This window comes from Novosphingobium ovatum (assembly GCF_009909235.1).
Taxonomy (GTDB): Bacteria; Pseudomonadota; Alphaproteobacteria; order Sphingomonadales; family Sphingomonadaceae; genus Novosphingobium; species Novosphingobium ovatum.
This window is the reverse complement of sequence record NZ_JAAAPO010000004.1, coordinates 430,297-443,079: the sequence shown is the minus strand read 5'-3', so window position 1 is coordinate 443,079 and position 12,783 is coordinate 430,297. Positions and strand designations below refer to the sequence as shown.

Here is a 12,783-nt window from a genome sequence, read left to right as displayed (position 1 = left end):
ATCAGGCGGTCACATCGGCCACGGCGGCGATGAACTTGTCGATGTTGCCCATCGTCAGGCCCGCCACGTTGATACGGCCCGAACCGGCCATATACACGCCATGCTTTTCCCGCATCGCCAGCACCTGATCGCCCGTCAGCGGGACGATCGAGAACAGGCCGTTCTGCGTGCCGAACGGGGTGAAATCGACCGACCCTTGCGTGCCGGCGGCGCCCAGCTTGGCGCGAACCTCGTTCATGCGGGCGCGCATCACGTCCAGCTCGTTCAGCCACGAAGCGGTCATCGCCGCGTCCGACAGCACCAGACGCACCACCGCGCCGCCGTGATCAGGCGGCATCGACCAGTTGGCGCGGGCCAGAGTCGCGCCGTTCGACAGCACGATGTTCAGGCTTTCCGCGTTCTGGGCCAGCACATACAGCGCGCCCACACGGTCGCGGTAATAGCCAAAGTTCTTGTCACAGCTATACGCGATCAGCGCCTCGGGCACTTCGGCCAGAACGCGGCGCAGGCCATAGGCGTCCTCTTCCATGCCCTGACCCAGACCCTGATAGGCCAGATCCAGCAGCGGCAGAATGCCCTTGGCCTTGATCAGACCGGCGATTTCGTCCCATTCGGCGTTGGTGTAGTCAATACCGGTGGGGTTGTGACAGCAGCCGTGCAACAGGATGGCATCGGTGGGTTCAGCCGCGGCAATGGCGGCACGCAGGGCGTCCATGTCGGCAAAGCCAGCCTTGGTCGCGTGGTTGAAGCCCTTGACCTCAACGCCGACATCGGCGGCGATCTGGGCGTGGTTGGGCCAGCTGGGCGTGCCCATCAGCACACGCTTGACGCCCGCCTTCTTGGCCAAGGCCACCGCCAGACGGACCGCACCAGTGCCACCGGGGGCCTGCATGCCATCGATGCGGCCATCCATCGTCGGATTGGCCGCGCCAAAGACATAGGGCATCAGCGCATGGACAAAGCCCATGTCGCCTTCGGGGCCCAGGTACGCTTTGGAGTCCTGCGTTTCGAGCAGGCGCTTTTCAGCGGCCTTTACCGCCTCAAACACGGGCGTGGCGCCGGTGTCTGTGCGATAGACCCCCACGCCAAGGTCAATCTTGTCCTGACGCGGGTCGTTGTTGTGGAGCTTGATCAGCGCCAGAAGCGCGTCGGCGGGCTGCTGCTGGAGATTCGTCAACATAATGGCGCGGCCCATACCGGCATGCGCGGGCCGGGGCAAGGGGCAATGCCACCCCGCCCCAGCGCCGCGATCAGAACGGCAGCCAGCGCGACTTTGGCGTGATCTTCATATAGCCGCCGTTGACGCCCAGACGCATCCCCACGCCCAGACGCACCGGGATCAGCACCACATTGCCGCGCCGCAGATAGGACACGTGGAAACCGCCCACAAAATAGGCCTGCCCCTCGCCAGCGGCAAAGCGATGGTAGATGTCGTCGGTGTTGTACAGGTTATAGACCAGCACAAAGGTCTTGGCCGCATTGGCTCCCACGTCGAATCCGACCGAAGGGCCCGTCCAATAGACCGGCAGGCGCCCTTCGACCCGGTGGTACAGCGTGCCCGAACCATAGCGCAGGCCCGCGACAAAGGCGCCACCTGCCTCGCGGCCGGTGATATAGGCGTTGGGCTCGCCCTGCTTTTTCAGGATGCTGCTGATGACATCGGCCAGCCCGCGCGCGCCCTTGCCAAAAACGCCCTCGGCCGCGCCGATCAGGTCGTCCTCGTGATAGGTGCGGCCATCGGCGGCGGGTGGCGGGCCATAGGCACGCGGCGGCGAATAGCCCCCGGCCTGTGCCGGAGCGGCCGGATACCCACCCTGTGCCGGATACCCACCCTGGGGCGCGTAACCAGCCGCAGGCGCGCCACCCTGCGGCGCATAACCGCCCGCCTGTGCCGGGGCGGACGCGGCCGGAGGCGCATAGGGCGCGCCATGCCCCGCCGGTGGTGCATAGGCAGGCTGCGGCTGCGGCTGGTATGCAGGCTGGGCCTGATACGGCTGCGCTTGGGGCTGGCGCTGGGGTTGGGGCTGATACGGCGGCTGGTATGTCGGCTGCGGCTTGACCAGATCGGCATCCACCCCGGCCTGCTGCGCGGCATGCAGCGCGCTGCCCGACAAGCCCGACATCACCATCGCCAGCGCGCCAGCCACCACGGCCACACGCCCCCGCAACGGTGACAGCCACGAATTCTGCTTTGACGACATGATCCCATCCAATCCTTGTTGGCCCACCGTTCCGACCGGGCAGACATCTGGCACAATGCCATAGCTGAATCGATGTGAACACAGCCTGCAAACGTCCGGCGACGAGCCGAGTCGTGCTTGCGACAGATCGCTAGGGGCTTTGCCGTAAGCGGCTAGAATTCAGAGATATCTGTGCCAAGCGCAAATTTATGCCGATACCCCCTTGCGAGGTTGGAACACCCCCGTTATAGGCCGCCCTCGCCGCTGCGATCCGGAGACGTGGGTGAGTGGCTGAAACCAACGGTTTGCTAAACCGTCGTACCCTAACTGGGGTACCCCGGGTTCGAATCCCGGCGTCTCCGCCAAGATCGTTGATTTAGGCCATTTTTCCATCAGCCTCTTTCCTCGCTCTTGGCGCCACCCGGCGTAAAACCGTTGGCGCTGTGCCGACTTTTGTGCCTACCCCATCTTGGACTTGAGCTGCTGATCGGGCGTCAGGTAGGCCAGATAGATCTCTGTGGTCTTGACGCTGGTGTGACCCATAATCCCCTGAAGTGCGTAGATTGAGCCGCCATTTTGCAGATATCTGACCGCGAAAAGGTGCCGCAAATCGTGGAATCTGAAGCGCACAAAAGTGCGCCGGGACTGTGCCGACTTTTGTGCCGACCCCTGTGCCGGTTTTTGTGCCGGGGCCTTTGCCAAACGTCGGGCTGTTTTGCCGAACTGAGTGGAAACCCAATCCATCGTCTGGCCATCCGACCGGTGAAAGACGATGAGCGAATGGGGCGACTTTGGCTGCCGCTTGAGGATCGCCATGGCCTTGGCCGTCAACGGCACGGCGCGCAGCTTACTGCCCTTAGTCTTATGTATCGTGGCGATACCGCGACCCAGGTCTATGCAATTCCAGTCGAGTTGCACGATCTCATCCTGACGCATGCCTGTCTCGATCGCGAAAGCGCATATATCGGCGACCTTAGGGGGGAGTTCCTCGAGCATGGCATCGATAGAAGCGTCCGTCGGCAGCATAATCGGATCTCGCCGCTCAGGCATCCGTTTTCGATTGATCATGAGAGCTGGATTGTCCTCGATCCAACCTTCATCCTGCGCCACAGTCAGCACTGCGGAAACTGCTGTAAGGTCGCGCCTGAGTGTAGCATTGCTCAAACCTAACGCTCGCCGCCCTTTCAGCATATCCCGCAGCCTTGCCACGTCGATCTGATGGATCGCCTTCCCATCCAGCCAAGATCGGCACTGATTCAAGCTAACCAGATAGCGCTTGAGCGCTTTCTCAGAGAGCGAGGCATGCGCCTGCTCGTGCCATGCGATCACCGCTTCTTCCCATAGTTTGGGCGGCGTAATCCCATGGCGTATCTCGTCTTCGATCTGGGCGCGGATGCGTTCTAGCGCTTGGGCCGCCTTTGCCTCCGCCCGCCGCGCTGGTTCAACACGGACATGTAGAGATTTGCGGTACTCACGTCCGGCGACCTGGAAACGGCCCCAGTAGACGCCGTTACGAATGAAGATGTTTTTCGGCATGGCAGTGTGTTTTCCGGTGTTTGCCGCGCCCATTGCCGCAGCTGGGCAATATCGAAGGTCCAGCGGCCTGCCGGCTTGGCAGCACCGGGAATGACACCTTGGGCAGCGAGATTTTGGAGGGTCCGCATCTTCAGACCGGAGATCTGAACTGCCTGACTGATAGACACGCGCTCGATTCCAAGCGGTTCGTTGTAGTCGGCACCTCGCATCGAGGTCCTCCTCTGGTCACGACTGATGTGATTTCGATCCTGGCGACAGCTATGCCCCGGCAGGCTGAGCCGATCCGGAGCCGTTTGCTTCGACAAAATGTTTCGCGACGTAGTCGTCGATTGCCGTCTCCGGCAGCATGAGCCGGCCATTCACGCGGATGTGGGCAAGCTGCTTTCGAGCCACCATTCGTCGAATACGAGATTCGGGCCAGCCACTTTGAGCGGCCAGTTTGGGGAGTGTCAGCAATTGCATGACTTTCACCTCTGTAGTAGTTTGAGATTAGAGTTTGGCAGAAACTCACGATAGTTGGAGTAACTCATGTTTGTGAGTTTCGTCAAGGCGGAATCGTGCGGCGGTGCAGTGTGAGCATCGGCGCGCGTTTTCTGGAGATCCGTAAGGCCAAGGGGCTGAAGCAGACCGATGTCGCGGAAGCGATCGGCATTTCGCACGGCGCCTTGGTCAATTATGAAAAGGGGCGTGAGCCTCCAGCCTCGGCGATCCTTGCCTTCAGCCAAGTCTACGGCATCAGCGCAAATTGGCTTCTGACCGGCGAAGGTCGACCGGATGTCGAAAGCCTGGACAGTATCTATGCCCGTTCAATCGCGACCGCTTGGGCTTTCCTGAGCCGCGGTGGCGACGATGTGGAACAGGACGCCCTCATCAAACTCGGCGGCGCGCTGTTTCAATACCTGCTGGAACATGGCGAGATCAGCCCTGCCATGAGTGAGAAAATTTTTGCCTTGAGCGCCTGAGATGAACGACAACCAAGTTTCACCAATTGCCGACGAACGGCTCCTAGCCGCGATGAAGGCCGTCAGCCCTCCGGTAGAAAAGCTGATGGCTGACCGCCTCGCACTGCGTCAGGAGATGAGGCAAGCCAAAGATGAACTCGAACGTGTCCGCCATCACTTGATCCCGAGGTACATTGGCATCGTCAAAGCCATCGCACTGGGGGCAGCGACCTTGGCTCTTATCGCCTTGGCCCTTGCCCTTTTCAAAGGCCTCTTCGAGGTCAAAACCACAGCAACCCTCTTTGCTTCTCTCCTGTTGCCAGTCTGGATCGTCGATCAGGCCGAAAAGCATTTTGGGCGTTGGGTCATTCATCGCGATGGTCGGGCGGAATATTTCGGACACGACTAACTCTAGGAGCAAAGTCGGCAGACGTTCCGAAACGGAAAGTTCCACGTAATTGAATTGCGATGACAAACACTTCTCTGGCCACCGGAGAGTGGAAATGAAGCGCAATTTCTCGTTAAACTGAATGCTGCGCTTGGCATTGCGCCCGCCAGCCCTTGCGCTACTATCAGATTTCTATGCAGCCATATCACCAGACTGGATATCCGTGAAAGACAGTTGGCACCCCACGCAAGCGGTCGGGCCTGACGGTGAAAGGGCTGACGTCAAGGATGTTGCCAACGGTCTGCAATGTCGCTGTTTGTGCTACGAATGCGGCCAGCCTGTACTTGCCAAGCAAGGCCCTAAAGTGCGCTGGCATTTTGCCCACCACGCTCCCACCAATTGCAGGCCCACCCCGGAATCGGAGTTGCATTTCTTCGCCAAGACCTTGCTGGCGGAGAAGCTATGGCTCTGGATACCTGCCGTTCAGGCCAAGGCGGCGGGACGAACTGAGTCGATTTCGAACCGCCAGCAATTTAGATTCTCGGCAGTGAAAGTCGAGAAAGCAGACGGCAATGTCCGACCGGACCTGCTTCTTATTACAGACCGTGGCAAGGCTCTACATATCGAAATTTATGTCCGCCATCGTGTCGACCCTATCAAGCTGGAGAAGCTCAGAAGCCGGGGCATTTCCTCGGTCGAGATTGACCTGTCGAAGCTCGATTGGGACGATCGCGGCGCATGGAACGACGCCATCCTGGAAACGGCACCTCGCGAATGGCTGCATAATGCCATAGCGGCCAAAGTTCAGGATGGCATGGAGTTACAGGCAGCATCAGAAGCCAAGGCAAAGCAGCAAGTTCTGGATGCCGAATATGAGAAGATCGCGGAAATCTGGAGCAAGGTCGAGACGGTCCGTGAAGAGCCAAACGAGCATCTGACCGAGCAACATGGTCTGGCGTTGAAGCGCGGCTTTTCTCAGAAGATCGGCCATGCAGTGAAAGGGGCAGCATGCTTCCGGGTGTCTCCCATCTATTGGCAAGCTCGGTTGGTGAACCGCTTTCTTTGGGACAAAGCGACCGCGTCAGCGAGCGTGTTCGAAACCGGTGACGCCCTCGCCTATGTCAGAGACCTCATATGGCCGGGCCTCAACCGTATCTCCAAGGAGACGTCTGCCAGGATGCAACAGGATTTTCCCGCATTTCAGGATCCTTGGCACGCCGTTCACAGCTATCTCAAATGGCTGAAAGACCAGCATTGGATGTTTTCGAAGCGCGTCGGCGGCAAAAAATGGCTGCCGTCGAGCAGTGCCGTGCACCTCCGCGAGGAGCAGGAAGCAAGCTGGCAGCAGGAGCGAGAGCGGAAAGAGGAAGTGACCGATTGGCTTGATATGATTTTATCGGACATCCCGGAGAGCGAAACCGCCGGCTTTGATCGGGCCAAGTGGGTCGATTGGTTTGTGACCTCATATGATGTGGGAGAAGCGCGCGCATTCCATGAAGCAATATATGGTATGGTGGTGAGCGGTCGACAGCTTGTCGATGACCTTCTGGGACTTCCGTTACAAGCCGAATATATGCGCCAGGAGATCGCGCAGGCGGACCGCCGGGCTCAAAATGAGCGGGAACGGGTCACCCGATTGTTGCAGGCTGAACAGGATCGGCGGATTTCGAGGATCGAGGACAAAGCGTCGTCGGTGCTGGGCGAGTTAGCGCAGAATTGGCTGCTTGCAGCAAACGATCAGCTTGATGGCAAGACACCGCTCGATCTCGCAACCCAATCCGACGATGGTCTGGTGCGTGCCACGTCGGAACTTGCGCGATTGCACAACGAACGGCGCGATGCCGAAGCCCGAGAGGCTATGGTATTGCGTCAGCAAGCCGCATTGGAGAAAAATCGAGTGGAGCTGATCACCCTTGCCCGAAAACGCGCGCGTGACCCAGCGAGAGCCGAGCTTTGGTGTAAATCGTCGAACCCGAAACTCGGCGGGAAACGGCCGTTCGATTATTGCGTAGACGATCGCGCGCTTCGGACCTGCAAAGACATAATGCCAACCGCTCTCTGAGAACCTTGACGATTACAATAAGCGGCCCGTCAGTCCAAAACACCGCGATTGAGGGTGAACTAACGACCGCCTCCGACGCTGCTGCCAAAGACTTTGAACGTCAGCCTCCTTCAGCCAGTTATAATGCCTTCAATGGCAGTTTGGGTGGCAGTAGCTGTGGCTGCAAGCGTCCTGGCCCGGTTCCACCAAGAAAATCGGGTGAACCGAGCGCAGGCACTCTTCGGTCGAGATCACATTCGGGCGGGCCAGCGATTGATGAGATCGGATTCAAGGGCACGAATGCCCTCGGGAAGGTGATCGCCAGCGACAGCAAGGCCGAGGAAGGTGGCGGCGCGGGTGGCGCCGACATAAAGGTAGCGATCGAACAGGTCGGGCTTGTGGATCGCAAGATTCTCGATGCCAATGAAGAAAACAGCTTCGAACTCGAGACCCTTGACGTGCTGGACATCAAAGATGCGGATGTCGCCCTCCTGGCCCTTCACGAGGCCGCGAGGACAAGCGACCGCACGCATGTTCATCTCCTCGAGACGCGGATTCAGAGCCGCCGCCAGATCGTCTAGTTTGCCCTCGTCATCGACGAGTAGGGCGATCGAGGGCATCACGCCATCGCTCATCAGGACGCCGATCTCGCGAATGCGCTCGGCCAACCACTCTGCCAGATCATCCGGATCGGCAAGTCCGGTGCCGAGCACGGGGTTCCACCCTTCATTGTCCTTGAAGTCCTCGGGCGATTGCTCGGTAACGGTCGCTCCCTGCAACTGAGCCAAAGAGCCAGCAAAGGCAGCGAGCTTGCGACTCTGCCGGTAGGTAACCGAAATTGGAGAGACCTTGACACCGGGCACTGCCCATTCGAGCTCGTCGGTCGAGCGACTGCCCCAGATCGTCAGGCGTTGGTTGAAATCGCCCGAGATGAACACGGCGTCGGTTCGCGTATCAGCGAGTGCGCGCATGGCGGCGAGTTGCAGTGGCGAGAAGTCTGTCGCCTCATCCACCAGAACCTGGTTGCGACGCAATTCGGCCGCCGCCTCCAACAAGGCCGGGCGATTGTCACCCAGCCGGACCATCAAGGTTACATTGGTTGTCATCTCGCGGGCCTGCGAGAGGATCGCGAGGATGATAAGATCGAGTTCGGCCGGCTGAACATCCTGAGCGCCGAGCGGGCCTGGCGCATACCACTGCCCCTCTGCGCGCATGGCGCGGCGAAACTTGCGATAGCGGAGCGACAATCCCGAAAGCCAGGCGTGCGGCGCGCGAGCCAGACGACTAGCTGCTCGCTGGATAAGGAGCCGCTCGCCAACCCGACGCAGGTCGGGCAATTCAAGCCCGCGTGCGGTGATGAAAGCAAGAATCTTGCCGGCCCGCGTGTTCGCGCCCGGAGCGCGCCCAGAGGCCTGTCCAATGGCACGTGCGCGCATGGCTCGCCGGAAAATGTCAGCGATCTGGCGGCGCCCGACGAGCGAGTTCTGGTTCTCGACTTCGTCATCTTCGTCCTCGGTGTCGTCGTCGAGGTCATCCTCGGCATCCGCCGAGAGCGAGCCCACAAATTCGGCCAAGGCATCAAGAAAGCCAGGTGATCGGGCAAAGCTGTCGAGTGGCCGCTGGAGGTCCACGCGACTTTCCTGCCCAATCCCTGCGGCAATCTCGCGCAATTCGGCGGATCGCCCTGCTAGTTCGCTTAGCAGCACGGTAACGCGCTCGGCGCTCCGATCGATGGCGCCCTTGACCTGCCGACCAGCCAAAGCCTGGCGGGCATCTTGGCTCGCGGCGAGGCGTTCGGCCTCGACCACAAGCTGGCTAGCGAAATCCTCGCGCTGGAAGGCGTCAAAAGCTTCGAACCAAGCGGTCTGGTTGGTCAGGGTGTCGGCCTGCAGAATACCCGCATCGGATTTTAGCACCAGTCCACGTCGGACAGCGGTGCGCAGCAAGTTCAAAGGCCGCTTAGCGATCTCGCGGCGGTAATCATCCCAGACTTGGAGGCGCTGGTCGTGGACAGGAACGCCTTGTTTCCCCAGCGCCTCCTTCACGTAGAGGCGCAAGAGCTCCGTGGGCGTAAACATGATCCAGCTATCGGCGTGATCAAGGCTGCTCTGACTGGCTTCCATTACCAGTTCCTGCTCGGCCTCCTCCAGATGGCGGACATCTACGGTGCGACGCAGGCGCTTGATCATGGTTGTGGTCTTGCCGGTGCCCGGTGGGCCAAGCACCGCAATCCTAGTATCGAGCGGCAAGCGCAGGATCTCGTCCTGATAGCGGTCGAGCAACTGCTTCACCCGCAGTTGCATGGCCGTCAGCGTCTCCTTAACGATGCCGTCCTCGATGAGTCCATTCTCGTACTCATCATCGCTACCCAACCACGCTGCAAGAGCGTCCTGCTCCCCTTCAAGGACCAAGCCACCGCGGAGCAACTCGCGCAGCGACTTGATCGTGCGGGGCGTCTCCTGTTCACGGAACTCCACCGCCGGCCGCGAATCCCATTCGCCGCTCCATTCACCCGGCTGGAAGGTAACTTTCTCGACGACATAGAACCAACGCTTGCCGCCGGGGATATGGATTTCTTCGCCATCGCCGGGTCTAAGCGCGGCTAGGCGGCCCTTGGGGCTGAGATAGCTGCAAGATTTGATGCCACGCGTATCGACGGTGCCGACGGGCGAGATATAGATCACTTCTTCGCGGTCATCATCGTCGGCGACGACGAGGCGTGCGATGGTGGGTTCTCGGCGAAGGTGCAGACAGTCGCTGACGCGCTGAGCGTTGCGCTCGCGCATGTCTTTCGCGATGCTTTCAGCCGTTGCCTCGTTGACAACGGCAAGGCTGCCGAGACTGATGCCCTTTTCTTGAAGCCGCAGCGTTGCCGCATCGGCAATAGCGCCGAACGTGTTCAAAGCCTCTTCTGCAACCTGTCGCAACTTGTCCATGCGATCCCCTTTCACATCCGACATTACGGGGATATTTGATAAATTCCAATGCGCAGCGTCGCTCTATTCAGCATTATCAAGTCCTTCGGAAGCCTCCCGATCAATCGCTTTGATCGGTGGTTCGATCTTCCAGACGAGCGTCACCTTTTGGGGCATGAATGCTTGCGCAAGCAGGACCAAATACCCCATAGTGTTGGTGCGATAACCGAACCCGACCCAACCATGGAATTGGGCCATGATCCTAAGATTGTTTCTAGCCAGCTCCTGTTCGTTGGCGGTCATTCCAAGCACTTATGCTCAGGGGATAGCCCTGAAGACGTTCCCCCTTGCTAGCGGTAGTCAGCAACCTTTTTCCCTCCAAGTGGCAGGGTGGGACAGAATAGAAGGCGATCCCAAACTCGACGCCTTCGGCGGCTTGGTTAAAGAGTCCGTCGCATTTGAAGCCGAGAAATCCCGAGCCCAGTCGGACACCTCAGTTCATCGCGGCAAAAAGATGGCCAAGGGCACTAAGCCTGCCTCCCTCCCGTCACGCTTCGATGCTGCCCGCCCGTGGGAGGGATGCGACTACCCACGCAACGCCCCGAGCCCCCGACTTACCGCAGCGGCTGAGCAGCGCCGTGCCATCTGGTATCCGGCTATGGCGGAAGCCGCTTGTGAAGCGGGCGTGCCAGCTCCCCTTTTCGACGCCCTCATCATCCAGGAAAGCCGCTACAACCCCGTCGCGATCAGCCCAAAGGGCGCGACTGGCCTAGCGCAACTCATGCCCACCAGTGCCCGCATCCTTGGTGTGCGCAACATACTGGACCCGCGTGAGAACATGCGTGGTGGTGCGCGCTATCTGCGATCCCTGCTCGATGAATTCGGTCGTTTCGATCTGGCGCTGGCCGCCTACAATGCTGGCGCAGGCCGCGTGCGAGCGAGAGGTCGGGTGCCCCGCATCACTGAGACCATCCACTATGTCTCGAACATTCTGGTGACGATGCGAAGGCAGCTTTCCGCGCCAATGCCACTCCGCGAATAGCTCTGGCTCCCTCATTTCGTTGCGGCTGCTGGCGACCCGAAGGGGATGCAGCCGTTTGCCCTTGCTGTGCGGGCCGAGGGGATTTCAAAGCGATGAAGTGCTGACGAATTGATCCCGCCTTTGACGGATTTGCGCCTGGTTGGTGACGAGCGTTTCGGCAAGCCGGGTTGTTAACTCTTCCTGAGCCTTTTCGGTCAATGGCTCCATCGGAAAGTCGGCGATGGCGTCCACTTTTCTGAAGACCGGCGCCAACATCCCGATGAGGATGCCCAGCATCGGGTCGTCATAGGCACTCCAGTCGCCGATCACTTCAATGGCAATAACGGCCCGTGCAGCGTTGAGCCCGAGAATGTCCGACAAACGTCGGAGATCGCTGATCCGCAACGGTTTCTGGCCGGCAAGGATACGGCCGAGCTGGCGTCTGCTCATCTTTGCCAAGGCGGCGATCTCCGCCAATGGCCGACCATCCCGGTTAATCTTGTTGCTCAGCAGGGCGCGATGGCTCTCGGAAAACGGGGCATCAGAGTCCGAGGGCGCGCGTCCTTGGGATACTAAAGTATAGTCAGTGTTTGGAGTGATGGGCTCAGTCATAATACTCCTCGGCGCGCTGCGGCGTTAACCAATACCGGCGCGGGAGGGTGACCTTTGTCAAGTTGCAGGCAAAGTCGTTGCTTTGGCTCAAAGACCCTCGTTCAGCACATGGGCACAAGCGTTGATCGCCTCGATCACGCTGACCGATCGGCCGAGCCTACGGCCCGCATCGTCACGAAAATCACGCAGCCGATCATTGATCCTGGAGTCGATCCGAATGTTGATCGCTACCTCGCCAACCAACGCGTCGTGATGGCAAATTCCATCCAAGTCACTCAAAGGTATATGGAATATTTCACGCTTCGATGACGAGAGCACCGTGGTCAGCAGTCGTCTGGGTGAGCAAAGCTCAAGCTCGCGCGAGGAAAGATTGTGCAGCGCCAAGCTGAGCGCCCGGAACGCCGCCGGGCTCATCTTCAAGCGATGTGCGGTCTGGGATCGCGAGCGATGACTATCCCCTGTCTGATCCTCTTTCATTGACAGCCCCCATGTCAAACTCCTGTTTCCTCAAGATTTCAGCCCATAGATGGGCGCTTTGCGCCCATTGACGTGCCAGATCGAAACGGGCCCAGCTTCGTTTGCGCCCCGTGCCGGGCGCTTGCGAAACCCCCTGTGGGCCGAATCAGTTCGAGCATAAGTCAGGACGCAGAAATTTACTTGATTTAGCGCCAATTTGGCGGGACCCGACTTGTCGGTGAGTCCCCGTCTGGCGGAGCCTTCGGATCGGCACAGGAACACATTGCGTCCTGGCCCTCTCGAAAGGACTTACCCCATGACGTCCCTTGCACTGCCGGCGCCCAAACGCGCCTCGATCTTGCCCTATCTCGGCATCGCCGTGGTGGCGGCCGCCATACTCGGCCCGGGCGCCGCCTTTGCCGGCACCGACACCTCGTTCAACACAGCGCTGACGCAGTTCACCAATTTCCTGTCCGGTTCGGGCGGCAAGGTGATCACCGTGCTGAGCCTGGCCGGCGGCATCGTCGGTCTGGCCTCGGGCCGCTTCTCGCTGGCGCAGGTCGCCGTGCCGGTCGGCACCGGCGTCGCCGCCGGCACGGGCGTGCCGATCGTCACCGCGATGGTCACCGCGACCATCTGACGACAAGGCCGGCTGCGCAGGGCTTCTTGCCCCTCCCAACGCCCCGTGCAGAC

Annotated in this window: 13 protein-coding genes and 1 tRNA gene; 6 read left to right on the top strand and 8 right to left on the bottom strand. The window is 60.0% G+C overall.

Annotation, left to right across the window (positions count from 1 at the left end; translation table 11 throughout):
• Position 1 precedes the first annotated feature (1 nt).
• Both GTZ99_RS12100 and GTZ99_RS12095 read right to left on the bottom strand, forming a co-directional pair.
• Positions 2–1,180, bottom strand: a complete 1,179-nt coding sequence (locus tag GTZ99_RS12100) for an amino acid aminotransferase (protein ID WP_161719139.1) — start codon at positions 1,178–1,180, stop codon at positions 2–4.
• Positions 1,181–1,250: 70 nt separating this feature from the next.
• The gene (locus GTZ99_RS12095; protein WP_227711301.1) at positions 1,251–2,201 is read right to left on the bottom strand and encodes a DUF1134 domain-containing protein; all 951 of its coding nucleotides are present in this window, start codon (positions 2,199–2,201) and stop codon (positions 1,251–1,253) included.
• A 252-nt stretch (positions 2,202–2,453) separates the two neighbouring features.
• Here GTZ99_RS12095 and GTZ99_RS12090 point away from each other — a divergent pair.
• Positions 2,454–2,545 (top strand) — tRNA-Ser (locus tag GTZ99_RS12090).
• A 94-nt stretch (positions 2,546–2,639) separates the two neighbouring features.
• Here the strand turns inward: GTZ99_RS12090 and GTZ99_RS12085 are convergent.
• The gene (locus GTZ99_RS12085; protein WP_161719137.1) at positions 2,640–3,749 is read right to left on the bottom strand and encodes a tyrosine-type recombinase/integrase; all 1,110 of its coding nucleotides are present in this window, start codon (positions 3,747–3,749) and stop codon (positions 2,640–2,642) included.
• A gap of 225 nt (positions 3,750–3,974) precedes the next feature.
• Positions 3,975–4,178: a helix-turn-helix domain-containing protein gene (locus GTZ99_RS12080; RefSeq protein WP_227711300.1), complete on the bottom strand. Its 204-nt coding sequence runs from the start codon at positions 4,176–4,178 to the stop codon at positions 3,975–3,977.
• A gap of 110 nt (positions 4,179–4,288) precedes the next feature.
• Between GTZ99_RS12080 and GTZ99_RS12075 the strand changes: the two genes are divergently transcribed.
• From GTZ99_RS12075 to GTZ99_RS12065, 3 genes are all read left to right on the top strand, one after another.
• A complete protein-coding gene (locus tag GTZ99_RS12075) occupies positions 4,289–4,678 on the top strand; it encodes a helix-turn-helix domain-containing protein (RefSeq protein WP_161719135.1) in 390 nt (129 codons plus the stop codon).
• A gap of 1 nt (position 4,679) precedes the next feature.
• Entirely contained in the window at positions 4,680–5,066 is a 387-nt protein-coding gene (locus GTZ99_RS12070; RefSeq protein ID WP_161719133.1) for a hypothetical protein, read from the top strand.
• A gap of 121 nt (positions 5,067–5,187) precedes the next feature.
• Complete coding sequence (locus GTZ99_RS12065; protein WP_161719131.1) at positions 5,188–7,107, top strand: competence protein CoiA family protein; 1,920 nt, start codon at positions 5,188–5,190, stop codon at positions 7,105–7,107.
• A gap of 230 nt (positions 7,108–7,337) precedes the next feature.
• On the opposite strand, the gene GTZ99_RS12060 is transcribed toward GTZ99_RS12065, so the two are convergent.
• A complete protein-coding gene (locus tag GTZ99_RS12060) occupies positions 7,338–10,022 on the bottom strand; it encodes an ATP-binding domain-containing protein (protein WP_161719129.1) in 2,685 nt (894 codons plus the stop codon).
• Between the two features lie 63 nt (positions 10,023–10,085).
• Positions 10,086–10,304: a hypothetical protein gene (locus GTZ99_RS12055; protein WP_161719127.1), complete on the bottom strand. Its 219-nt coding sequence runs from the start codon at positions 10,302–10,304 to the stop codon at positions 10,086–10,088.
• Between the two features lie 79 nt (positions 10,305–10,383).
• On the opposite strand from GTZ99_RS12055, the gene GTZ99_RS17045 reads away from it, so the two are divergent.
• Entirely contained in the window at positions 10,384–11,043 is a 660-nt protein-coding gene (locus GTZ99_RS17045; RefSeq protein WP_320076679.1) for a lytic transglycosylase domain-containing protein, read from the top strand.
• Positions 11,044–11,127: 84 nt separating this feature from the next.
• On the opposite strand, the gene GTZ99_RS12045 is transcribed toward GTZ99_RS17045, so the two are convergent.
• Together GTZ99_RS12045 and GTZ99_RS16855 are read right to left on the bottom strand one after the other, a co-directional pair.
• Positions 11,128–11,634, bottom strand: a complete 507-nt coding sequence (locus GTZ99_RS12045) for a hypothetical protein (protein WP_227711299.1) — start codon at positions 11,632–11,634, stop codon at positions 11,128–11,130.
• An 87-nt stretch (positions 11,635–11,721) separates the two neighbouring features.
• Positions 11,722–12,111 carry a hypothetical protein gene (locus tag GTZ99_RS16855; protein ID WP_227711298.1) on the bottom strand — a complete coding sequence of 130 codons (390 nt, stop codon included), beginning with the start codon at positions 12,109–12,111 and terminating at the stop codon, positions 11,722–11,724.
• 295 nt (positions 12,112–12,406) lie between these two features.
• Between GTZ99_RS16855 and GTZ99_RS12035 the strand changes: the two genes are divergently transcribed.
• Positions 12,407–12,730 (top strand): hypothetical protein, encoded by a 324-nt coding sequence (locus GTZ99_RS12035; RefSeq protein WP_161719125.1) that lies wholly within the window; start codon positions 12,407–12,409, stop codon positions 12,728–12,730.
• The last annotated feature ends 53 nt before the right edge of the window (positions 12,731–12,783 follow it).

Bases quoted from the DNA above. Each gene is read 5' to 3' on its own strand.
- GTZ99_RS12080 (WP_227711300.1), bottom strand. From the start codon at position 4,178: ATGCAATTGCTGACACTCCCCAAACTGGCCGCTCAAAGTGGCTGGCCC.
- GTZ99_RS12045 (WP_227711299.1), bottom strand. From the start codon at position 11,634: ATGACTGAGCCCATCACTCCAAACACTGACTATACTTTAGTATCCCAA.
- GTZ99_RS12060 (WP_161719129.1), bottom strand. From the start codon at position 10,022: ATGGACAAGTTGCGACAGGTTGCAGAAGAGGCTTTGAACACGTTCGGC.
- GTZ99_RS12070 (WP_161719133.1), top strand. From the start codon at position 4,680: ATGAACGACAACCAAGTTTCACCAATTGCCGACGAACGGCTCCTAGCC.
- GTZ99_RS12095 (WP_227711301.1), bottom strand. From the start codon at position 2,201: ATGTCGTCAAAGCAGAATTCGTGGCTGTCACCGTTGCGGGGGCGTGTG.
- GTZ99_RS12085 (WP_161719137.1), bottom strand. From the start codon at position 3,749: ATGGGCGCGGCAAACACCGGAAAACACACTGCCATGCCGAAAAACATC.
- GTZ99_RS12100 (WP_161719139.1), bottom strand. From the start codon at position 1,180: ATGTTGACGAATCTCCAGCAGCAGCCCGCCGACGCGCTTCTGGCGCTG.
- GTZ99_RS16855 (WP_227711298.1), bottom strand. From the start codon at position 12,111: ATGAAAGAGGATCAGACAGGGGATAGTCATCGCTCGCGATCCCAGACC.
- GTZ99_RS12035 (WP_161719125.1), top strand. From the start codon at position 12,407: ATGACGTCCCTTGCACTGCCGGCGCCCAAACGCGCCTCGATCTTGCCC.
- GTZ99_RS12055 (WP_161719127.1), bottom strand. From the start codon at position 10,304: ATGACCGCCAACGAACAGGAGCTGGCTAGAAACAATCTTAGGATCATG.
- GTZ99_RS12065 (WP_161719131.1), top strand. From the start codon at position 5,188: ATGCTGCGCTTGGCATTGCGCCCGCCAGCCCTTGCGCTACTATCAGAT.